Here is a 20,805-nt window from a genome sequence, read left to right on the forward strand (position 1 = left end):
CTTCAACCCGGCCCTGCGCGAGTTTTACCAGCGGCTACGCACGCAGGGCAAAGCGGGCAAGGTCGCCCTCGTGGCGGCGATGCGCAAATTATTGGTCATCCTCAACGCCAAGATGCGAGATCAACTGGCGGCTAGCGCCGCCAGTTGATCAAGACAGTTGCTCTCCCGCAGGAGAGGGGCTTTGATTGCGTCTCTCATCGGACATCGTCCTTCTATGCGGGGGAGAAGCTGCCACGCAGGGGCGGATGAGGGTGCCGGCGTAGCCACATGCATCCACGCGAGAGAACCCTTGATCTGGTCTCAGGGGTGATCCAGCGCCTGGCGTAACGGGGCCAGGAACGCCTCCGCGCGCTCGCGCGCACTGCGGACGTCGTCGGCTTCGGCCAGGGCCGCGACCAGGGCGCTGCCTACCACCACGCCGTCGGCATCCACGGCCATGGCCTTGGCGCTGGCGGCGTCCTTGATGCCGAAGCCGGCCACCACCGGTGCGCCGGCACGCTGGCGCAACTGACGCAGGCGGTCGCTGGCGGCATGGGTGTCGAGCAGGTTGGAGGCGCCGGTGACGCCGGCAAAGCTGACGTAGTAAAGGTAGCCCTGCGCCGTGCTGCACAACATGTCAAGGCGCTGCTCGCTGGTGGTCGGCGATGCCAGCGCAATCAGCGCCAACCCGACCTCGCTGAAGATGTGGCGGGTTTCGTCCGCCTCTTCGGGCGGCAGGTCGACCAGCAGCAGGCCGTCCACGCCGGCGGCGACGGCGGCTTCGGCAAACCGCCGCGTGCCGTGGATCTCGATCGGGTTGAGGTAGCCCATCAACACCACCGGGGTAGTGGCGTCTTCGCGACGGAACTCGTGCACCGCTTCCAGCACATAGGCCAGGCCGGCACCGCGGCCCAGCGCGCGCTCGGAGCTGCGCTGGATGGTGGGTCCGTCGGCCATGGGGTCGGAAAACGGCACGCCCAGTTCGATCACATCGGCACCGGCACGCACCAGCGCATGCATCACCGGCACCGTGGCTTCCAGCGAGGGGTCGCCAGCGGTGATGAAGGGAATGAGTGCCTTGCGGCCGGAGTGGCGTAGCGCGTCAAACCGCGCGGCGATGCGGCCGGGCAGACGGCTCATGCGCACCCCTCCACCAACTGCACGGCGTCCCAGGTTCCCCAATACATCGCTCTCACGCTGCCTTCTCCCGTTTCATAGCGAACCGCGAACCCGCTGTGCGGGTCGCACCAAGTCAAATAACGATCGTTGCCGCCAGCGTCGCCGTCGTGATGCGGTTCGGCGCGATAGCCTGCCGGCAGACGCGCACGCGCCGCAGCTTCGCTATCGCCGATGGCGATGCCGAACGGACCAAGCGTTCCGGCGTCGGTGACGTCGAAGCGGACGACGCGCCCGTCCTGCAGCATCATCGACACGCCGGCGGGAAGCAGCCCCGCCTCCACGTAGTCGCAGTGTTCGATCGGGCCGGCATTGAAGCGCTTCCAGGCCGCTTGCGGCGCAAGCTCGGCAAAGCGCTGGCCCACGCGCACCGGGCCACTGCGATCCAGCGCGGGCGCCGCCGCGGCGACGGCCAGCGCAGACGCAGACAGCAGCATGAAGCCACCGACCAGGCTGCGCATGCGCCGTTCGATCACAGCGCCAGCCCTTCGCGCGCGGCGATGGTGTGCACGTCCTTGTCGCCACGCCCGGACAGATTGCACAGCACCAGCGCGTCCTTGGGCAGCTCGCGCGCCAGCTTGATCGACTGCGCCACCGCATGGCTGGACTCGAGCGCCGCCAGAATGCCTTCGGTATGCGCCAGCAGATGGAAGGCGGCCATCGCCTCGTCGTCGGTGATGCCCTGATACACCGCACGGCCGCTGTCGGACAGGAACGAATGCTCCGGGCCCACGCCGGGGTAATCCAGGCCGGCGGAGATCGAGTGGGTTTCGGTGATCTGGCCGTCGTCGTCGCAGATCACGTAGGTGCGGTTGCCGTGCAGCACGCCGGGGCGCCCGGCGGCGATCGATGCCGCGTGGCGACCGGTGGCGATGCCGTCGCCGGCCGCTTCGGCGCCGTAGATCTTCACGCCGGGGTCGTTGAGGAAGGCATGGAACAGGCCGATCGCATTGCTGCCGCCGCCGACGCAGGCGCTGATCGCATCCGGCAGCCGACCGTAGTCCTGCAGCATCTGTTCGCGCGCTTCGCGTCCGACGATCGCATTGAAGTCGCGCACCATGCGCGGATACGGGTCGGGCCCGGCCACGGTACCGATGATGTAGAAGGTGTCGCGCACATTGGTCACCCAGTCGCGCATCGCTTCGTTGAGCGCGTCCTTGAGCGTGGCCGAGCCGGAGGTCACCGGGATCACCGTCGCGCCCAGCAGCTTCATGCGGTAGACATTGATCTTCTGCCGCTCGATATCGGTGGCGCCCATGTAGACCACGCATTCCAGGCCCAGGCGCGCTGCGACCGTGGCGCTGGCCACGCCGTGCTGGCCGGCGCCGGTCTCGGCGATGATGCGGGTCTTGCCCATGCGGCTGGCCAACAGCGCCTGGCCGATGGTGTTGTTGATCTTGTGCGCGCCGGTGTGGTTCAGGTCTTCGCGCTTGAGCAGGATCTGCGCCCCGCCCACTTCGCGGCTGAGCCGCTCGGCGTGGTAGATCGGGCTGGGCCGGCCGACGTAATGCTTGAGGTCCTTGTCGTACTCGGCGATGAAACTCGGATCCTGGCGCGCCTGGTCGTAGGCGGCCGCCAGTTCCTGCAGCGGGCCGATCAAGGTTTCGGCGACGAACCGGCCGCCGAACTTGCCGAAGTGGCCGGCAGCATCCGGATAGGCGTGAAAGTCACTGATGGGCTTGGCCGACATGGGAATCCTCTGCAGCGATGTGTCATACGAGAGGCGCTACTTTAGCGCAGCCGCGGGGTGCGATAAATCGATAAGATTGCCGCAACCTGTGACCTGGAATCACACATGAGTGTTTCACTTCCCCCGCTGGCGGCACTGCGCGCGTTCGAATCTGCCGCGCGCCTGCAAAGCGTCAGCCGCGCCGCCCAGGAACTGCATGTGACCCACGGCGCCATCAGCCGGCACGTGCGTTCGCTTGAACAGGTGCTGGGCACCGCGCTGTTCGCCCGCCAAGGCCGCGGCCTGGTGTTGACCGCGGCCGGCGTCCGCCTGCGCGATGCCACCGGCGAAGGCTTCGGGGTCATTGGCCAGACCTGGGCGGCGTTGCAGCGCCCGGCCGCCGAGTCGCCGCTGGTGCTGGGGTGTTCCGGCAGCCTGCTGGCGCGCTGGGTCATCCCGCGCCTGGGCCTGCTGCAGCAAGACCTGCCGGACCTGCGCCTGCACCTGTCAGCCAGCGAACAGGCACCCGGCCCGGATCTGGACGGCCTGGACGCCGCCCTGTTGCTGGACACACCGCCGTGGCCAAGCGAGTGGCAGGTGCATGCGCTGGGCGTGGAATGGATCGGCCCGGTGCTGAGCCCGCAGCTGGCAGCGACATTGCGGATCGACAGCAACGCACCGGCCACGCTGGGCGATCACGCCCTGCTGCACACCCGCTCGCGCCCGCAGGCCTGGCCGGAATGGGCGCAGGCGCATGGTCTGGCACCCGAGACCTTGCGCTTCGGTACGGAATTCGAACACCTGGTGTATCTGCTGGAGGCCGCTGCTGCGGGCCTGGGGGTCGCGATCGCACCGCAGCCGCTGGTGGCAGCGGATCTGGCGGCCGGGCGTCTGCTGGCGCCATGGGGATTCACTGCCACCCACGGCCGCTGGGTGCTGTGCGCCGCAAAGCGCAACCCTGACCCACGCATCGAGCGGCTGGCGGGCTGGTTACGCGGTGCACTGACCGAAGATCAATTGCCGACGCAGGCTCCGGACACTGCGCGCGTGCCAGCGCAGCCATAAGCAAACGCGGCATTTTAGGAACAAACGGATGAGCAATTAGTAGCCGGGAAAACGAGCAATCAAGAACAATTTATGGCGGTATAGAGCCTTCTACAGCAACGGAGCGAGCAGCGAGCTCCGATTCCCCAATCACGATTCCCAATTCCCGAAACTCACGACATCTCGTGACAATCCGCCCGCCGCACTTCTTCGACGAACTTGCGCATCTTGTGCCCGTCCTTGATGCCGGGCGCCAGCTCCACACCGCTGGAGACATCCACCCCCCAGGGCAAGGTGGCCACGATGGCGTCGAACACGTTGTCGGCGTTGATGCCGCCGGCCAGCAGAAACGGGCGATGCAGTCCAGTGGGCAAACGTGACCAATCGAAGGTCTTGCCGGTGCCGCCGCCCGCTCCCGGCGCATGGCTGTCGAACAGGAAACCGGCGGTATTCGGGTAAGCCAATTGCAGGGTGCGCGCATTGGCATCTTCGCCATTCACCCCGGTGCTGCCCATCGGCACTGCCTTGAGATACGGCAGATTGAAGCTGCGGCAGAAGGCGTCGTCTTCTTCGCCATGGAATTGCAGCAAGGTCGGGCGCACGGTGCGCACCACTTCGCGCACTTCTTCCTTGGAGTTGTTGCGGAACAACGCCACCACATCGACCATCGGGGCGGTCGCCTGGCGCATGGCGCGCGCCTCGGCCGGTGCCACGCGCCGCGGGCTGCCATGCGCAAAAATGAAACCTACCGCGTCCACACCCAGCTCGCCGGCCAGCCGGATATCGCCGGCGCGGGTCATGCCACAGAACTTGATACGGGTGCGGTACAGCGATCGATTCATTGGGTCACCTCAGCAGGCAGATGCCACTCTGCAGGATACAGAGGCCCGATAAATACCAGACCTTGTGGCGGCGCTGTCGGCCCGGCAACTGTGCGGTCGCGCCCAGCGAGCAACGTCGCGACCCAGTCAGCCGGCTGCTCGCCGGTTCCGACCAAAATCAGCGAGCCCACAATATTCCGCACCATGTGATGAAGGAATGCATTGGCCTGGACCTGCACCTCCACCACTTCGCCGATGCGCTGCACGTGAATGGCCTGCAGGTTACGGCGCGCGTGCAAGGCCTGGCACTGCACGCTACGGAACGCGCTGAAGTCGTTCTCGCCCAGCAAGGCCTGCGCTGCCGCATGCATGGCATCGGCATCGAGCGGGCGACGCTCCCAACTCAAGGTCTGCCGGTACAGCGCCGGGCGAATCTGCCGATTGAGCAGGCGATAGCGATAACGACGCGCGCGCGCGGAAAAACGCGCGTGGAAATCCTCTGCCGCCGGCACGCACCAGCGCACCGCGATCGCCGGTGGCAGCCGCGCGGTGGTGCCCAGCATCCAGCCACGCGGTTCGCGGCGCGCATCGCTGTCGAAATGCACCACCTGGCATTCGCCATGCACGCCCGCGTCGGTCCGCCCGGCGCAGACCACCTGCACCGGCGCATCGGCAACCGAGGACAACGCCGCCTGCAGGCTCGCCTGCACGCTCGGCCCGCCATGCTCGCCCAATTGCTGCCAGCCCTGAAACTCGCTGCCGTCGTACTCCACGCCCAGCGCGTAACGCATCGGTACCTGCCTGTCTGTGAATCGATGAAATCCGCGCACCGGTCGTGCCGGCCACGCCATCGCAGGCGCCGGTCGACACGCCCCCGCCGCTGCGGAGAAACGCAAGTGTACGAGCAGCCCGCTGCGATGCCGAGCAGCGGCGACGCGCGTGCAGCCGGCGCGCAGCCGTGTGGTCAGTCGTTGGATGCGAGGCAGCGTTCGGACCACACGGCCAGCGTGGTGCCGCCGGGCTCGCGGAAATGAAAGCGGCTGCCGCCGGGGAAGCCGAACACCGGCTTGACGATCTCCCCGCCGGCAGCCTGCACGCGGCCGAGGACCGGCGCCAGGTCGTCGGCATACAGCACCACCAACGGGCCACCTTCGGCCGGCACTGGTGCAACTGCCCGGTAGAAGCCACCGTCCAGGCGGCCGTCGTTGAAGGCCAGGTAATCCGGCCCATAGGCCTGGAATTGCCAGCCGAACACCGTTTCGAAAAACGCGCGGCCGGCGTCCGGGTCGACCGAGGCGAATTCCACGTAGTCGATCCGGCGCTCGCGTGCGGCGTTTTCGTGCGGAGCGAGGCGGTCGATGGCCGGGCTCATGCCAGACGTTCCAGCAGCTCGGCGGCTTCGGCGCGGGTGGCCTCATCGCCAGTGGCGGCGACTTCCAGCAGCAGGCCGCGCGCGGTGTCCTTGTCGCCCAGGTCCATGTAGGCCACCGCCAGTTCCAGACGATCGCGTCCGGCCGAGGCGAATTCCCGGCTGGCCGAGGTGCTGGGCGCAGCAATCGGCGCTGCAGGCGCGTAGTCGAAATCCAGGCTGTTCTGCGTGGATACCGATGCGGGTGGAGTAGCAGAAGGATCTTCGCTCGGCGTGGGCGCGAGGTCTGCGTGGCTCGGCTGCAACGCGTCGGGCGCCGGGTACGGCGAGGGCTCGTCAACGGGCGCGGTGTGCTGCGGCTCGGCCGCTAGCACCGGTGGCGTGGCCCGCAGCGCGCGCCAATCTTCGCTATTGAGCACCACTGGCGCAGCAGCCGGCTCGGCCAGTAGCGGCTCGCGACGCAGCACCCCGGATAAAGGTTGTTGCACTTCATGGGAGCGCTCGTCGTCGCGCAGGTCGGCCTGTTCGAATTCGCTCTCGTGCACCACGTCGCGTTCGCTGGGCTCGGTGGCGCGTTCTTCTTGCGGCTCGGCGGCCTGCCCCGGTGCGCCAGGCGGCACGAAGTCGAACTGCCGGCGTGGCAACGGCGGCAGCGGCGAAGGCTTGCGACGACGCGCGGCCAGCCACGCCACCACCGCAACGACGATCAACACCAGCCCGCCGATCAACCACAACGGGAAACCGCCGCCCTGTTGCGCAGCCGCCGGCGTTTCCGACAGACGCTTCTGCGCGGCCGCCAGATCGGTGTCCTTCATCGCGATCAGCGCTTGCTGTTGCTGCTTGAGCTTTTCCAGGTCGGCCACGCGGGTGCGCAGATCCTGCAATTCCGCATCGCGGGTGGCGATGTCTTCCTTGGCCTGTTGCAACTGTTGATTGGCCGCCATCTCGCCCTCGCCTTCGGCACTGGTACCGGACGTGGCGCCGGCGGTGTTGGTTTGACTCGCCACTGCAGGGGCGATTTCGAGCCGCGCACCGGCACCGGCCGCTGCGGCAGGCGCTGCGGGCGATGGCGTTGCAGCGGCGGTGGCGCCGGCTTCGGCCGGTTGCGGCACTGCCGAACGCGCCTGCCGCCATTGGGTGGCCTGCTCGCGCACCATCACCGCGGCTTCGGCGGCGCCGACCTGCGCCAGCGTGTCTTCCTGCGGGGTACGCAGCACTGCACCCTGCTTCAGGCGGTTGATGTTGCCGTTGATGAAGGCGTCCGGATTGGTGCGCAGCAAGGCCAGCATGGTCTGGTCCAGCGAATGTCCGCTGGAACGCGCCACCACCGCGGCGATCTCCGACAAGGTTTGACCCGAGCGCACTGCCGGTAATGCATCGCCGGCCGGCGTGGCAGACGCCGCCGACGCAGTGGCGGTTGCACGCGTCGCAGGTTCGGCTCTGGGGTTGTCTTGTGCGGCGCGGTCGGCGCGCGGCGCGACCGCCGGCTCGCGCGCAATGGCGTTGCTGGCACCGGCGCGCGGCGCTTCGATGGCCGGCTCGGCGATTGCGGCAGCGGTGTTGGGCGTGTCCACCAATGCGGAATATTCGCGCACCAGCCGGCCCTGGCCCCATTCGACTTCGATCAGGAAGTTGATCGCCGGCTGGTCGACCACCTGGCTGCTGGTCACGCGGATCACCGCACGCCCGCGCGCGTCCTGCGCGAACTGGAACTGCAGATTGCTGACCAGGCCTCGCGGACGTTCCAGACCGACCCGCGCGAACGTGGTGGCCGATGCCAGCGCAACGCGCGCCTTGTCGAGCTCGCCCGGCTCGTTGGAGATGACCGGAATCTCGGCCACCAGCGGCTGCCCGGGCTTGGACAACACCCGGATGTCGCCCAACCCCAATGCCATGGCAGCGCCGCTGCATGCCATCAGCAGCAACGCACCTATCCCTTGTATCGGACGCATCGCGCCCCCGCCCCTATGTTTCATGCGCATCAATATAGCCGCTGGATGAGCGAAAAAGTCGGGCACCCCGTGCAGAGCGCACAAGCCGTCGCAATGCGACATCCATGCGTCAGGTCATCGGTAGGAGCGCGCCTGTGCGCGATGGAGCTTCACCGGGAGAGCCTCATCGCGCGCAAGCGCGCTCCTACACAGCCGACGGATCAACCTTCCTGTGCGACCAGTTCGGCCAGTTGCACGGCGTTGAGCGCAGCGCCCTTGCGGATGTTGTCGGAGACGATCCACAGATTCAGACCACGCGGGTGCGAGAGGTCCTCGCGGATGCGGCCGACGAACACTGCATCCTTGCCGGAGGCATGTGTGACCGGGGTCGGATAGCCGCCGGGCTTGCGCTCGTCCACCACTTCCACGCCGGGCGAGGCTGCGAGCAGCGCGCGCGCCGCGTCGACGGTGATCTTGTCGCGGGTTTCGATCGCCACCGCTTCGGAGTGGCCGTAGAACACCGGCACGCGCACTGCCGTCGGGTTCACCTGGATGCTGTCGTCGCCGAGGATCTTGCGGGTTTCCCACACCAGCTTCATCTCTTCCTTGGTGTAGCCGTTGTCCTGGAAGTCGTCGATGTGCGGGATCAGGTTGAAGGCGATCTGCACCGGGAAGCGCTGCGGGTCGATTTCCTGGAAGCTCAGCAGCTCGCTGGTCTGCTTGCCCAGTTCTTCCATCGCCGAACGCCCGCCGCCGGACACCGACTGGTAGGTCGCCACGTTGATGCGCTCGATGCCGTAGGTGCGGTGGATCGGGCCCAACGCCACTAGCATCTGCATGGTCGAGCAATTGGGGTTGGCCACGATGCCGCGCGGGCGCTGCTTGAGCGCTTCCGGGTTCACTTCGGAGACCACCAGCGGCACGTCGTCGTCGTAACGGAACGCGGAGGAATTATCGATCACCACCGCACCGGCCGCGGCGAACTTGGGGCCGTATTCCTTGGACACGCTGCCGCCTGCGGAGAACAGTGCGATGTCCACGCCGGTGGGGTCGAAGTCGGCCAGATCCAGCACATCGACCTTGCCGCCATTGAATTCCACCTGCCCGCCGGCCGAACGCGACGACGCCAGCGCGTACAGGGTGGCGACCGGGAAATTGCGCTCGGCCAGGATGCTCAGCATGGTCTCGCCGACAGCGCCGGTGGCGCCCACGACCGCGACGTTGAAACGACGGCTTTCGTTGCTCATGAGGTTTGTCTTTCTCGAAAAGGGGAAAAGAGGAAGCACTGCGCGCTGGGTTCGGGGAACCTCCAAAGCTGGCCGCGGAGGTTCCCTATCGTTTGGTCGAGATGGTGCCGGTAACGCCGGTTTTTTTCGCGGCCGCACCGGTGCCGCCCTGTTTGGCAGCGGCCATCGCGTCGGCATTGAGCGCGCTCGGCGGATGGCCGGCATTGGGGCCTTTGCCCAGCGCCGCGATCAGGTTGTCCACCGCCAGCTGCACCATGGCGCGGCGTGTGGCCAGGCTGGCGCTGCCGATATGCGGGGTGAGCACCACGTTGCGCAGCGCCAACAGTTCCGGACGCACCGCAGGCTCGCCTTCGTAGACGTCCAGGCCGGCACCGGCCAGGCGCCCATTGGCCAACGCATCGGCCAGCGCCAGCTCATCGACGAGGCCGCCGCGCGCGATGTTCACCAGCGTGGCGGTGGCGCGCATCTTGCCCAGCGCCGCCGCATCGATGATGTGGTGCGACTGCTTGGTGTACGGCAGCACCAGCACCAGGTGATCGGACTGCGCCAGCAACGTGTCCAAATCCACGTACTGCGCGCCGAGCGTCTGTTCGGTGGCGGCCGGCAGCTGGCTGCGGTTGTGATACAGCACGCGCATGCCGAAGCCGTGCGCACCGCGGCGTGCGATGCCCTGCCCGATCCGGCCCATGCCCAGGATGCCGAGCGTGCTGCCGTGAATATCGGCGCCGAGCATGGTCTTGAACGACCACTGCCCCCACTGCCCGTCGCGCAGCCAGCGCTCGGCTTCGGTGATGCGGCGCGCGGTGGCCATCAGCAACGCGAAGCCGAGATCGGCGGAGGTTTCGGTGAGCACATCGGGCGTGTTGCTGGCCAGGATGCCGGCCGCACTCAGTGCATCCAGATCCAGATTGTTGTAGCCCACGCCGACATTGGCGATGGCGCGCAGCTGTGGCGCCGCCGCGATTTCGGCCGCGCCGATACGCTCGTTGAGGGTGATCAGGGCACCGTCCAGCGATGCCAGTTGCGCGGCCAGGTCGGCCGGCGAATACGCGCTGACGCGCTGCGTGGTGGTCAGCTCGAAATGCTCGCCCAACTGCGCCACGACATCGTCGAACAGCGGCTGGCTGACCCACACCTTGGCGCGCCGCGACTCAGACATCGATCTGACCGGGAATTCGGGGCGACACCTCGCCGACATCGCCGCACTGGGCGCGATGACGCAAGGCCTGGTCCATCAACACCAGCGCCATCATCGCTTCGGCGATCGGGGTGGCGCGGATGCCCACGCAGGGGTCGTGCCGGCCGGTGGTGATCACATCGACCACGCTGCCGTCGGCATCCACCGTGGCGCCAGGCAGGCGCAGGCTGGAGGTGGGCTTGAGCACCATCGAGGCGGTGATCGCCTGGCCGGTGGAGATGCCGCCCAGAATGCCGCCGGCATGGTTGCTGAGAAAGCCTTCCGGGGTGATCAGGTCGCGGTGTTCGGTGCCCTTCTGCGCCGCGCTGGCGAAGCCGTCGCCGATCTCCACGCCCTTGACCGCATTGATGCTCATCAAGGCGGCAGCCAGTTCGGCATCGAGCTTGCCGTAGATCGGCTCGCCCCAGCCTGCCGGCACGCCGCCGGCCACCACGTCCACGCGTGCGCCGACCGAATCGCCGGACTTGCGCAGCGCATCCATGTAGCTTTCCAGCTCCGGCACCTGCGCGGCATGCGGCCAGAAGAACGGGTTGTCTTCCACCGCATCCCAGTCGAAACCGGTTGGGCGGATTTCGCCCAGCTGCGCTAGAAACCCGCGCACCAGCACGCCGTAGCGCTGCTTGAGCCACTTCTTGGCGATGACGCCGGCAGCCACACGCATGGTGGTTTCGCGCGCCGACGAACGTCCGCCACCGCGGGGGTCGCGGATGCCGTACTTCTGCCAATAGGTGTAATCTGCATGGCCGGGGCGGAACTGCTGGGCGATGTTGCTGTAGTCCTTGCTGCGCTGATCGGTGTTGCGGATCAGCAGCCCGATCGGCGTGCCGGTGGTGCGGCCTTCGTACACGCCGGACAGGATCTCGATGGCGTCGGCCTCGCGGCGCGCGGAGGTGTGCCGGCTCTTGCCGGAGGCACGCCGTTGCAGATCGTGGGCGAAGTCTTCCGGCGCGATTTCCAGGCCGGGCGGGCACCCGTCGACGACGCAGCCGATGGCTGGCCCGTGCGATTCGCCGAAGGTGGTGACGGTGAACAGCTTGCCGAACGAATTGGCACTCATGCGCGCAGGCTCATCGCTGCGCGGCCAGCCCGGCGATGCGTGCGCCGTGTGCGATCAACTCGCGGCATTCCACCGCGAAGATGCCCATCTGCCCGACCTTGAACTCGACCCAGGCCAGATCCAGTTCCGGCAGCAGCTTGATCAGATGCTGCTCGGATTCGCCCACCTCGCAGATCAGCAGGCCGTCTTCGCTGAGGTGCTGCGGCGCATCGCGCAGGATCTTCAGCACCAGGTCAAGACCGTCGTCGCCCGCACGCAGGCCGAGCTCGGGCTCGTAGGAATACTCCTGCGGCAGCGCGTCGGTCTCGTCGTTGGTGACGTACGGCGGGTTGGTGACGATCAGGTCGTACTGGCGGCCCACCAGGCCGGTGAACAGGTCCGACTTGAGCAAGGTGACGTTATCGGCATGCAGCCGCGCCTTGTTTTCGGCAGCCAGCGCCAGTGCGTCATCGCTGATGTCCACCCCATCCACATCCCAGTGCGGGTTGTAGTGGCCCATCGCAATGGCAATGCAGCCCGAGCCGGTGCACAGGTCCAGCGCGCGGGTGACTTCGCGGCCGCCCAGCCAGGGCTCGAAGCCGGCTTCGATCAGCTCGGCGATCGGCGAGCGCGGCACCAGGGCGCGCGCATCGCTCTTGAAATTCAAGCCGGCAAACCAGGCCTCGCCGGTGAGATACGCCGCCGGCACGCGCTCGCTGATGCGGCGCTCGAACAAGCCCAGCACCTGCTCTTTTTCCGAGCGCAGCAGACGCGCCTGGCCGTAGGCCGGGCCCAGATCGTGCGGCAGATGCAGGCTGTGCAGCACCAGCTGGGTGGCTTCGTCCAGCGCGTTGTCGTAGCTGTGGCCGAACGTCAGACCGGCTGCGTTGAAACGGCTGGTGCCGTAGCGGATCAGGTCGATGATGGTGTGCAGTTCGTCGGCCGCGGCGGCAGTCATGGCAACAACTAAAGAAGATGTGGCCCCCGATTATAGAGGTCGGATCGGTATCATGAGCGTCCGTTGCACTGGAAACCGCCATGTTCAATCGCAATACCGGCATCGTACTGCTGGTGGCGCTGGCCGCCGGCCTGGGGTTGTTGCTGGGCCAGAAGTTCTTCGGCGGTGCGCCCCGCTCGCCCTGGCCGCCTACCCAGACCATCACGTTGTACCCGCAGCCTCGCCCCCTGCCGCAGTTCAGCCTGCGCCAATCCGATGGCACCCAGCTGGTGTCTGGCGAACTGAAGGGGCATTGGACGCTGGTGTTCCTCGGCTTCACCTTCTGCCCGGATGTCTGCCCAACCACGCTGACCGACTTGGCCGTGGCGCAACAGCAATGGGAAAGCATTCCGGATGGCTTGCGCCCGCGCGTTTTGTTCGTCTCGGTGGACCCGCAGCGCGACCTGCCCGCACGGCTGGGCGAGTATGCCCACGCTTTCCACAAGGACACGCTGGCGGCCACCGCAGACGTGCCGGCGCTGGAGCGCTTTGCCACTGCGCTGGGCTTGGTGTTCCAGAAAGTGCCGGGCAAGAACTTCGATCAGAACCCCAACGACTACAGCATGGATCATTCGGCCGGCATTGCCGTGCTCGATCCGCAAGGCCGCCTGGCCGGCCTGATCCGTCCGCCGCTCGACCCGAAGGCAATTGCCGCCGATCTCCAACAGCTGACCAAGGTAACCGCACCGTGAGTCTCGTCACTTCCCTGACCTATGTGCTGCCGCACCGGTTGCTGTCTTCGCTGGCGCGCGCGCTGGCCTATTCCGATACGCCGTCCACCAAGCAGTGGCTGATCGACACGGTGACGCGCAAGTTCGGCGTGGATCTGAGCGAAGCGCAGCAGCCTGACCCGCGCGCCTACCCCACCTTCAATGCGTTTTTCACCCGCGCCTTGAAGCCCGGCGCACGCGTACCCGATGCCGACCCTGCTGCCCTGCTGATGCCGGCCGACGGCCGCGTCAGCCAGCTCGGCCTGATCGAAAACGGCCGCATTTTCCAGGCCAAGGGGCAGTCGTTCACCGCCGCCGAGTTGCTCGGCGATGAAGCGGCCGCAGTGCCGTTCAACAACGGCCTGTTCGCCACCGTATACCTGTCGCCCAAGGACTATCACCGCGTGCACATGCCGTGGACCGGCACCCTGCGCGAAACCGTGCACGTGCCCGGCCGGCTGTTCAGCGTGGGCCCGGATGCCGTGCGCAATGTGCCGCGGCTGTTCGCGCGTAACGAGCGCCTGGTGTGTCACTTCGACACCGAGTTCGGCCCGATGGCGTCGGTCATGGTGGGTGCGCTGCTGGTGTCCGGCGTGGAAACGGTCTGGAGCGGCGTGGAGATTCCGCGCTATGGCGATCGCATCACGCGCAAGGATTACCGCGGCAAGGGCATCGTGTTGGAACGGTTTGCGGAGATGGCCAGGTTTAACTACGGCTCGACCGTGATCGTGTTGCTGCCGCCGGGTGTGGCCACGCTCGATGATGCACTTGCTGCCGAGACATCGGTGCGGCTGGGGCAAGCGCTTGCGCGTCGTCAGGTGAGCTGATCGTCGCGGCGCGCTGACAATACCCGCTGCGATACGTATGACGACAGCGCTGTGTCGTGGCGGGTCTTCCCGTGATTGGGCGTTCTCGATAACGCGCCGCGCACCAGCGCGTTTCACGCCAAATGCGGCGATCGGCAATTGCGGCTAGCGATGCCGGATGCAGCGATGCCTTTGCAGGAGCGGGCTTGGCCGCCATGAGGCCTTCCCGATGACGTTTCGTGCGCAGGCGCGTTTCGCGCTCCCAGCCTCCGATTCAAGGCGCGCCCGCTTACCCCGGAGCTACCGGGACGGCGTCATTGCGGCCGGGGCCGCTCCTACCGGAGTCAGGCCCAGCCCGCAGCTCGCCAAGAAGCTACCACGCGCGCAAGTCAGCGATCGCAGCCCGCCAGCTTGATGCTCTGCCCCCGCTTGAGCGCATACGACGGTGCCTTCAAGCCATTGGCCTTGGCCAGCTGCTTGATCTCGCACTGGTACTTGTTCGCGACGCGGCCGAGCGTGTCGCCCTTGGCGATGGTGTAGCTGCGCACCTGCCTGGCCTTGGGCTTGGCGACGGCCGGCTGGCCGGTGGCCACGGTGGTCGGCACGCCGGCCATCTGGCTGACATCGCCCACCGCCACGCTGGGCACGTACTCGGGGGCGCTGCTGCTACGGACGATTGCGCTGTTGAGATCGGCCGTGATCAGGGTCCGCGCCAGGTCCGCACGCGGGCCGCTGACGCAGTAACGCGTGTACAGGCTGGCGATGCGGTTGGTGGCATTGATGACGGTGCCGGCCGGAATCCAGCCGTCGGATTCGTAACGCGGGTTGAGGTTGCGCAACGCGCGCATATAACCGTCGCGCGTGCCCATGCTGCCCAGGCAGATGGTGAGTTCGTAGATGGTGGTCGACTTGGCCAGCTTGAGCGTGGCCGGCTGCGCGTCGAGCTTGGCGAAATCCACGCCGTACTGGCGCGGGTGCAGGAAGATCCAGGCCGCGGCGATCACCATCGGCACATAGTCCTTGGTTTCGGCCGGGAACTGGTTGTAGACGTCCTGCTCCCAGAAGCCGCGCCCACCGGTCTGCGTGAACACGCGCGCGGCACGGCCTTCACCGCCGTTGTAGGCGGCCAGTGCCAGCTCGATGTTGCGATTGAGCCCGGCCATGCGCTCGTTGAGGTATGCGGCGCTGGCTTCGGCAGCGCTGCGTGCATCGAAGCGGGTGTCGAAGCCGGTGCCGTCCGGGCCCAGCCCGAAGCGACGCCCGGTGGCCGGCATGAACTGCATCAGCCCGGCCGCGCCAGCGCGCGAGCTGGCGTGCACCTTGCCATTGGATTCCTTGGCCATGATGCCGAACAGCAGCGCCTCGGGCAGGCCGCGCTTCTGCCATTCCGGCCACATCACCCCGCGCAGGTTGCTGTAGTTCTCGTAGCTGGTCAGCAGCGCCGGACGCATGTCGGTGAGCCAGCGGCGGATACCGGCCTGCACGGCCGGGTTGTACTGCACCATCTTGTCGAACTCGTGGCGCTGGTCGTTGAGCAGCGTGGCGGCGCGTGCGGCCTCGGGCACGCCGTTCGCTGCCGGGCCGAGATGGTCCGGGTCGGCTTGCAGCAGGGTGTCGTCGTCTTCCGGATCTTCAGCGGCCGGCGCCTCGGCATCGGCGCGCGCCTTGAGCAGACGCTTGTAGGTGGCCAGCTGATTGGCGACCAGGCAACCGCGCTGCTTGATGCAGGCGTCGATGACGTCTTCCATGTCCTCCAGTGCGGCATCGCCTTCGGCGGTGCCCTTGGGGTCGGAGTTGTTCACCAGCACCAGCGCATCGCGGTAACGCTTTTCGGCGGCGGCCATGCGGGCATCGAGCACGGCAGCCTTCTCCGTGTCGCGTTTGGAAATGGCGTGGGCGGCGGGGACGACAGACATCAGCGCCACCACAGCCAGGACAGGCCATGGGCGCAAAACAAAATGAGCGAGCGGCATCGGAGACAGTGCAGCGGAAAGGCAGGCAGGGTAGCCGCCGGGGCGACACCGGGGCAAGGCGGCGGGGTCGCCGGGGTCAGTGGGCCGTTAGCTTGGTCGGGCGACCGCTGCCCGCAGCCGCTGTGGATCGGCTGGCCGCGGCGATGGCGTGACCGGGCCTGCGGCAATACCGCGGCGTGCGCATTTGCGGCTGGTTCGATCCAGGCCGCTGCGCCGCAACCTGCTGATTTACCCACCGGCCTTGCCCGCCGGGATTGGCCGCTAGAATCCGCACTTTCCCACCGGATCTGCGCAATGGCCTCGTTCCCGCTCGGCAAAGGCGTCACCGACGACATCGCGGTGATGCTGGAAGGACGCTTCGGCAACCGCCACGGGCTGGTGGCCGGCGCCACCGGCACCGGCAAGACCGTGACCCTGATGACCCTGGCCGAAGGCTTTTCGCGACTGGGCGTGCCGGTGTTCCTGGCCGACGTGAAGGGCGACGTGGCCGGGCTGGCCGTGGCCGGCAATGGCGCGCCCGGCGTTTTGCAGCGCGCAACGGAAGTGGGCATCGCCGACTACGCGCCAGCCGCCAGCCCGGTGGTGTTCTGGGACCTGTACGGCCAGCTCGGCCACCCGGTGCGCACCACCGTCAGCGAGATGGGCCCCACCCTGCTCGCGCGCATTCTGGAACTCAACGACACCCAGTCCGGCGTGCTCGACATCGTGTTCAAGCTGGCCGACGACCGCGGCTTGCTGCTGTTGGACCTGGACGACCTGCGCGCGCTGCTCGCGCTGGTGGTGGAAGAGCGCAAGGAGCTCTCCACCAGTTACGGATTGGTATCGGCGCAGTCGGTGGCCGCCATCCAGCGCGCCTTGCTGCGCCTGTCGCAGGACGGCGGCGAACAGTTCTTCGGCGAGCCGGCGCTGGAACTGGCGGAACTGATGCGCGTGGCGCCCGATGGCCGCGGCGTGATCGGCATCCTGGCGGCCAATCAACTGGTGCTCAAGCCGAAGCTGTATTCCACCTTCCTGCTATGGCTGTTGTCGGAACTGTTCGAAAGCCTGCCCGAGGTGGGCGACCTGGACCAGCCCAAGCTGGTGTTCGTCTTCGACGAGGCGCATTTGCTGTTCGACGATGCGCCGGCGGCGCTGGTCCAGCGCATCGAGCAGGTGGTGCGGTTGATCCGCTCCAAGGGTGTGGGCATCTATTTCTGCTCGCAGTTTCCCGACGACATCCCGGACAACATCCTCGGCCAGCTCGGCAACCGCGTGCAGCATGCGTTGCGTGCCTACACCCCGCGCGACCAGAAGGCGGTCAAGACCGCAGCGCAGACCTTTGCCGGCAATCCCAAGCTCAATGTCGCCACGGCCATTTCCAGCCTGGGCACCGGCGAGGCGCTGGTATCGCCGCTGCAGGGCAAGGGCGTGCCGGCGCCGGTGCAACAGACCGTGATCGCACCGCCGCGTTGCCGCATGGGTGCGATCACCGCGCCTGAACGCGCCCAGGTCCGCGCCGCCAGCCCGGTGGGCACGCGTTACGACACCGCCATCAATCGCGAATCGGCTTCCGAACTGCTCGCGCGCCGCGTCGAAAAAGTGGCCGGACACAGCGCCGCACCGCCCGCCCGCACCCGCGAAGACGACGACGCGCAGGACAGCGGCTTCGGCCAGGCAGTCAAGGACGCGGTGTTCGGCACCGGGCGTCGCCAGGGCATGCTGGAAACGATGGCCAACCAGACCTCGCGCACGGTGGGCAACAAGATCGGCCAGCAGATCGTGCGCGGGATTTTCGGCAGTATTTTTGGTGGGAAGCGCTGAGTGCAACACTCAAGAGGAAGCGCCATGAGCAAGGATGCAGTGAAGACCCTACCGTCCTGCACGATCGCCATCGCGGTTGTCGTCGCAAGCACGGCCTTAGCTGAACAAACAAACCCGAGTGATCTATGGCCTCTACAGCGTCAGCAGCTGCTGACCGGTACGTACACAGGGCAGCTCAGACCCTATACGCAAGACTGCCTGACTGTCAGCGCCGAGCTCTTTCTCTCGATGCCGACTCCAAACAGAAAAATGCAGCGCTATAGGTTGAAAACCTTCTGCATCGCTGGCGGCCAACTGAATGAACCACCGCGGACGATTACCGGTTCCTGGGACATGGACGAGACGAGCGGCAGCTGTCTGATACTCAACTTCATGGACGTCAACGATCCGATGGTCGGACCGAACATTTACGGGTTTGCCGTGGAAGAGGACCCTCTCTCTTCAGACCACGAACGCCCCACTTTCCTTCTCGCTCAGGACGGCCATAACTGCCACAGTGGCAGATCACCAGAATACGACGACAAGGTGCTTAAGAGAGCGCGCTGATTACTGCGCGCATTCTTAAATTCGCGCGAAGAGCTGCAGGAATGATAAGCGGGATTTTTAGTGGCTTGGCCGTTACGGCTGCGCCCTGCAGCCCGCCTGCGCGGTGGCAGGCAGGACGCTTGATTTCGTAGCTTTTGCCGGCTGCAACGCAGTGAACACACCTTCCAGCACTGCCCGCGCTCAAGGGATGTTCATACGCCGCCTACCCCAGCACGTCATGCAACTTGGCGTACTGCAGCAACATGATCGTCTTGGCATCGGCGATTTCGCCGGTAGCAATCATCGCCAGCGCAGCGTCGAGCGACAGCTCCAGCACCTCGATCTCCTCGCCGTCTTCTTCGACCCCGCCACCGTCGCTCACCTTGTCGGCGTCGAAGTATTCGCCGACGAAGAAATACAGGCGCTCCGTGACCGAACCCGGGCTCATGAAGGCCTCGAACACCTTGCGCACATTGTCGATGCGGTAGCCGGTTTCCTCTTCGGTTTCCTTGCGAATGCAGGTCTGCGGATCATCCATATCCAGCAGGCCGGCGCAGGCTTCGATCAGCATGCCGTCCGCATTGCCATTGAGCAGCGTCGGCAGGCGGAACTGACGGGTCAGCATCACCGTCTGCCTGGCGCGGCTGTAGAGCAGGATGGTGGCGCCATTGCCGCGGTCATACGCCTCGCGCGAGAGAGTCTGCCAGCGGCCATCCTTGCGCTGGAAATCGAAGGTGACCTTGCGCAGCACGTACCAGTTGTCTGACAGCACATCGAAGCTGCGAATGCGAACCTGCGGGGTGTCGGCGACTGATGGATTCAAGCAAAACTCCTTGCGATGGTTGGGGGGAGAAGGCCGCGCCCTCGCGATGCCACGCAAGCGCGTACCGCCTGCAGCGAGGTCGCCACAGGGCGGGCAACCGACCGGTAGCGAACCATATGTTCTGCACAGGAGTCCATGTGCGCGGCCGTTGGTCATGATGGCCCACCACCCGCCCGTCGCAATCAGCGCAATCAGCGGAAGGCATGCACCTGTCGGCACCATCGCGTGTCCTCGGACGGCCGCCCATGCAGGCCCTGCTTCCGCCGGTCGACCGAGATCCTGGCAGCGCCGCTGAAGGCGTGCGTGCCGCAGACCACTGACCTCGCCCAATTCCAGCTCGCCGCAAGCAGACGCGACATTCCAATTGCGCCCGCCCGCGCATCGCTCCACAATCCCTTCACATCACACGCTTGGGGAGCGTCATGGAAGACCGTTTTCGCGCACGCAAGGTTGCCGCGCATGCTGCGCCTGCACCGTTCTGGACCCGCATTCCGGCGATCGCCACCTATCCGCTACGCGGCTCGGCGCTGTATGCGCTGATCGCGCTGACGCTGTGCAGTGCGCTGCTGGTGTTGCCGGGCATCCTCAAACTCGTGGTCATGGGCGTGCTGGGCATGGCGACCTACACCTACGCGTTCGACATCCTTCGGCATACCGCCGATGGCCAGCCCGATGCGCCCCGGCTCGGGTATGACAGCTTCGACAGCGCGGTATTGCGCCTGATCCTGCTGGCGTTCGCGCTGGGCATCGTGATCGGCGTTGCCGCCGCGCTCGCAGGTAAATTCGGGCTGACCATCGCCTATCTGGGCGCCATGCTGTTGTTGCCCGGCATGCTGATCTCCCTTGCCATCGACGGCAGCCTGCGCCGGGCGCTCAACCCGGCGGTTTCGATCGATATGGCGCTGCGTATCGGCTGGCCGTATCTGGCCGCCTACGGCCTGCTGTACGTGATCCAGGGCAGCGGCACGGCGGCGGTCTTTGTCGCACTCAAGTACCTGCCCCCGCTGGTGCGCGAGGCAGCGGTGATGATGACCTCGATCTGGACCCTGTTCGCCAGTTTTCATCTGCTCGGGTATCTGGTGTACCAATACCACGAAGAGCTGGGATACGTGCCCAGCGGCGGTGCCGCGCACGAACGCGCCGACCCGGACCAGCGCCTGCTCGACGAGGCCGAGCAGTACGTGCGCGACGGTCATTCCGCAGAGGCGTTCCAGGCCTTGCGCGGTGCAGTCCGCTCGCGCGCGGTGAGCCTGGCAGTCCACGAGCTGTATCAACGCCTGCTACGCCAGCATCACAGCAACGACGAGCTACGCGAGCATACCCGGCAATACATCAACCGCTTGCTGCAGGATAAGCAGGAGCGCCGCGCACTCGCGTTGCAGCGCGAAGCGCTCGACAGCGACCCCGCATTCACTCCGCTCCTGCCCGAACACGCCACGCTGCTCGCCGAGCGCGCCAAGATGGCCGGGCAGTTTCAACTCGCGACCGATGGGCTGCTGGCCGCCATCGCCGGCTGGCCGCGCGATCCGATGCTGCCGAGCTGGTCGCTGGATGCAGGCCTGATGCTCGCCGAGCGTTTCGGCCGCGATGCGCAGGCACGCGCCATCCTGCAAAACGCCGCGGAGCATTGCGACGATGCCGCGCAACGGACAAAGCTGGACGCAGCGTTACGGGCGGTGGCGATCCAACCGGCTTGACGCT

General features: G+C 66.6%; 19 protein-coding genes and 1 pseudogene. 7 read left to right on the forward strand and 13 right to left on the reverse strand.

What is annotated here, in order from left to right:
• Window positions 1–148: pseudogene (locus A7D16_RS22590) on the forward strand (IS110 family transposase); the annotation flags it as partial.
• 152 nt (window positions 149–300) lie between these two features.
• Here the strand turns inward: A7D16_RS22590 and trpA are convergent.
• Genes trpA through trpB form a run of 3 tightly spaced genes read right to left on the reverse strand, consistent with a single transcriptional unit; the run spans window position 301 to window position 2,845 of the window.
• Entirely contained in the window at window positions 301–1,119 is an 819-nt protein-coding gene (trpA, locus tag A7D16_RS15195; RefSeq protein WP_064634119.1) for a tryptophan synthase subunit alpha, read from the reverse strand.
• The gene (locus A7D16_RS15200; RefSeq protein ID WP_283160968.1) at window positions 1,116–1,616 is read right to left on the reverse strand and encodes a hypothetical protein; all 501 of its coding nucleotides are present in this window, start codon (window positions 1,614–1,616) and stop codon (window positions 1,116–1,118) included. Before A7D16_RS15200 ends, trpA begins: the two co-directional genes overlap by 4 nt.
• A gap of 11 nt (window positions 1,617–1,627) precedes the next feature.
• A complete protein-coding gene (gene trpB / locus A7D16_RS15205) occupies window positions 1,628–2,845 on the reverse strand; it encodes a tryptophan synthase subunit beta (protein WP_064634121.1) in 1,218 nt (405 codons plus the stop codon).
• Window positions 2,846–2,950: 105 nt separating this feature from the next.
• On the opposite strand from trpB, the gene A7D16_RS15210 reads away from it, so the two are divergent.
• Window positions 2,951–3,889 carry a LysR family transcriptional regulator gene (locus tag A7D16_RS15210; RefSeq protein WP_064634122.1) on the forward strand — a complete coding sequence of 313 codons (939 nt, stop codon included), beginning with the start codon at window positions 2,951–2,953 and terminating at the stop codon, window positions 3,887–3,889.
• A 152-nt stretch (window positions 3,890–4,041) separates the two neighbouring features.
• Here A7D16_RS15210 and A7D16_RS15215 read toward each other — a convergent pair whose 3' ends face one another.
• The 8 genes from A7D16_RS15215 to prmB form a co-directional block, all read right to left on the reverse strand.
• A complete protein-coding gene (locus A7D16_RS15215) occupies window positions 4,042–4,710 on the reverse strand; it encodes a phosphoribosylanthranilate isomerase (protein WP_064634123.1) in 669 nt (222 codons plus the stop codon).
• On the reverse strand, window positions 4,707–5,480 hold the full coding sequence (gene truA / locus A7D16_RS15220; protein WP_064634124.1) for a tRNA pseudouridine(38-40) synthase TruA: 774 nt from the start codon (window positions 5,478–5,480) through the stop codon (window positions 4,707–4,709). The genes A7D16_RS15215 and truA overlap by 4 nt, the downstream gene beginning before the upstream one ends.
• 173 nt (window positions 5,481–5,653) lie before the next feature.
• Window positions 5,654–6,061, reverse strand: coding sequence for a VOC family protein (locus tag A7D16_RS15225; protein WP_064634125.1), 408 nt, complete (start codon window positions 6,059–6,061; stop codon window positions 5,654–5,656).
• Entirely contained in the window at window positions 6,058–8,010 is a 1,953-nt protein-coding gene (locus A7D16_RS15230) for a FimV/HubP family polar landmark protein (protein WP_162841562.1), read from the reverse strand. The genes A7D16_RS15225 and A7D16_RS15230 overlap by 4 nt, the downstream gene beginning before the upstream one ends.
• 200 nt (window positions 8,011–8,210) lie before the next feature.
• Window positions 8,211–9,236, reverse strand: a complete 1,026-nt coding sequence (locus A7D16_RS15235) for an aspartate-semialdehyde dehydrogenase (protein ID WP_064634127.1) — start codon at window positions 9,234–9,236, stop codon at window positions 8,211–8,213.
• Between the two features lie 85 nt (window positions 9,237–9,321).
• A complete protein-coding gene (locus A7D16_RS15240; protein ID WP_064634128.1) occupies window positions 9,322–10,395 on the reverse strand; it encodes a 2-hydroxyacid dehydrogenase in 1,074 nt (357 codons plus the stop codon).
• A complete protein-coding gene (gene aroC, locus A7D16_RS15245; RefSeq protein ID WP_064634129.1) occupies window positions 10,388–11,491 on the reverse strand; it encodes a chorismate synthase in 1,104 nt (367 codons plus the stop codon). Before aroC ends, A7D16_RS15240 begins: the two co-directional genes overlap by 8 nt.
• 10 nt (window positions 11,492–11,501) lie before the next feature.
• Entirely contained in the window at window positions 11,502–12,428 is a 927-nt protein-coding gene (prmB, locus tag A7D16_RS15250; protein WP_064634130.1) for a 50S ribosomal protein L3 N(5)-glutamine methyltransferase, read from the reverse strand.
• Window positions 12,429–12,508: 80 nt separating this feature from the next.
• Between prmB and A7D16_RS15255 the strand changes: the two genes are divergently transcribed.
• Window positions 12,509–13,159 carry an SCO family protein gene (locus A7D16_RS15255; RefSeq protein ID WP_064634131.1) on the forward strand — a complete coding sequence of 217 codons (651 nt, stop codon included), beginning with the start codon at window positions 12,509–12,511 and terminating at the stop codon, window positions 13,157–13,159.
• Complete coding sequence (asd, locus tag A7D16_RS15260) at window positions 13,156–14,004, forward strand: archaetidylserine decarboxylase (RefSeq protein WP_064634132.1); 849 nt, start codon at window positions 13,156–13,158, stop codon at window positions 14,002–14,004. The genes A7D16_RS15255 and asd overlap by 4 nt, the downstream gene beginning before the upstream one ends.
• 368 nt (window positions 14,005–14,372) lie before the next feature.
• Here the strand turns inward: asd and A7D16_RS15265 are convergent, their stop codons facing one another.
• Window positions 14,373–15,956, reverse strand: coding sequence for a transglycosylase SLT domain-containing protein (locus A7D16_RS15265; protein ID WP_064634133.1), 1,584 nt, complete (start codon window positions 15,954–15,956; stop codon window positions 14,373–14,375).
• Between the two features lie 294 nt (window positions 15,957–16,250).
• Between A7D16_RS15265 and A7D16_RS15270 the strand changes: the two genes are divergently transcribed.
• A complete protein-coding gene (locus A7D16_RS15270; RefSeq protein ID WP_064634134.1) occupies window positions 16,251–17,756 on the forward strand; it encodes a helicase HerA-like domain-containing protein in 1,506 nt (501 codons plus the stop codon).
• Between the two features lie 24 nt (window positions 17,757–17,780).
• Window positions 17,781–18,302 (forward strand): hypothetical protein, encoded by a 522-nt coding sequence (locus A7D16_RS15275; protein WP_064634135.1) that lies wholly within the window; start codon window positions 17,781–17,783, stop codon window positions 18,300–18,302.
• 202 nt (window positions 18,303–18,504) lie between these two features.
• Here the strand turns inward: A7D16_RS15275 and nudK are convergent, their stop codons facing one another.
• Window positions 18,505–19,104 carry a GDP-mannose pyrophosphatase NudK gene (gene nudK / locus A7D16_RS15280; protein ID WP_064634136.1) on the reverse strand — a complete coding sequence of 200 codons (600 nt, stop codon included), beginning with the start codon at window positions 19,102–19,104 and terminating at the stop codon, window positions 18,505–18,507.
• A 422-nt stretch (window positions 19,105–19,526) separates the two neighbouring features.
• Here nudK and A7D16_RS15285 point away from each other — a divergent pair, with 422 nt between their 5' ends.
• Window positions 19,527–20,801 (forward strand): DUF4013 domain-containing protein, encoded by a 1,275-nt coding sequence (locus A7D16_RS15285; protein ID WP_064634137.1) that lies wholly within the window; start codon window positions 19,527–19,529, stop codon window positions 20,799–20,801.
• The last annotated feature ends 4 nt before the right edge of the window (window positions 20,802–20,805 follow it).

It is taken from the genome of Xanthomonas nasturtii, from assembly GCF_001660815.1.
Taxonomy (GTDB): domain Bacteria; phylum Pseudomonadota; class Gammaproteobacteria; order Xanthomonadales; family Xanthomonadaceae; genus Xanthomonas; species Xanthomonas nasturtii.

Bases quoted from the DNA above. Each gene is read 5' to 3' on its own strand.
- trpA (WP_064634119.1), bottom strand. From the start codon at position 1,119: ATGAGCCGTCTGCCCGGCCGCATCGCCGCGCGGTTTGACGCGCTACGC.
- A7D16_RS15200 (WP_283160968.1), bottom strand. From the start codon at position 1,616: ATGCGCAGCCTGGTCGGTGGCTTCATGCTGCTGTCTGCGTCTGCGCTG.
- trpB (WP_064634121.1), bottom strand. From the start codon at position 2,845: ATGTCGGCCAAGCCCATCAGTGACTTTCACGCCTATCCGGATGCTGCC.
- A7D16_RS15210 (WP_064634122.1), top strand. From the start codon at position 2,951: ATGAGTGTTTCACTTCCCCCGCTGGCGGCACTGCGCGCGTTCGAATCT.
- A7D16_RS15215 (WP_064634123.1), bottom strand. From the start codon at position 4,710: ATGAATCGATCGCTGTACCGCACCCGTATCAAGTTCTGTGGCATGACC.
- truA (WP_064634124.1), bottom strand. From the start codon at position 5,480: ATGCGTTACGCGCTGGGCGTGGAGTACGACGGCAGCGAGTTTCAGGGC.
- A7D16_RS15225 (WP_064634125.1), bottom strand. From the start codon at position 6,061: ATGAGCCCGGCCATCGACCGCCTCGCTCCGCACGAAAACGCCGCACGC.
- A7D16_RS15230 (WP_162841562.1), bottom strand. From the start codon at position 8,010: ATGCGTCCGATACAAGGGATAGGTGCGTTGCTGCTGATGGCATGCAGC.
- A7D16_RS15235 (WP_064634127.1), bottom strand. From the start codon at position 9,236: ATGAGCAACGAAAGCCGTCGTTTCAACGTCGCGGTCGTGGGCGCCACC.
- A7D16_RS15240 (WP_064634128.1), bottom strand. From the start codon at position 10,395: ATGTCTGAGTCGCGGCGCGCCAAGGTGTGGGTCAGCCAGCCGCTGTTC.
- aroC (WP_064634129.1), bottom strand. From the start codon at position 11,491: ATGAGTGCCAATTCGTTCGGCAAGCTGTTCACCGTCACCACCTTCGGC.
- prmB (WP_064634130.1), bottom strand. From the start codon at position 12,428: ATGACTGCCGCCGCGGCCGACGAACTGCACACCATCATCGACCTGATC.
- A7D16_RS15255 (WP_064634131.1), top strand. From the start codon at position 12,509: ATGTTCAATCGCAATACCGGCATCGTACTGCTGGTGGCGCTGGCCGCC.
- A7D16_RS15265 (WP_064634133.1), bottom strand. From the start codon at position 15,956: ATGCCGCTCGCTCATTTTGTTTTGCGCCCATGGCCTGTCCTGGCTGTG.
- A7D16_RS15270 (WP_064634134.1), top strand. From the start codon at position 16,251: ATGGCCTCGTTCCCGCTCGGCAAAGGCGTCACCGACGACATCGCGGTG.
- A7D16_RS15275 (WP_064634135.1), top strand. From the start codon at position 17,781: ATGAGCAAGGATGCAGTGAAGACCCTACCGTCCTGCACGATCGCCATC.
- A7D16_RS15285 (WP_064634137.1), top strand. From the start codon at position 19,527: ATGGAAGACCGTTTTCGCGCACGCAAGGTTGCCGCGCATGCTGCGCCT.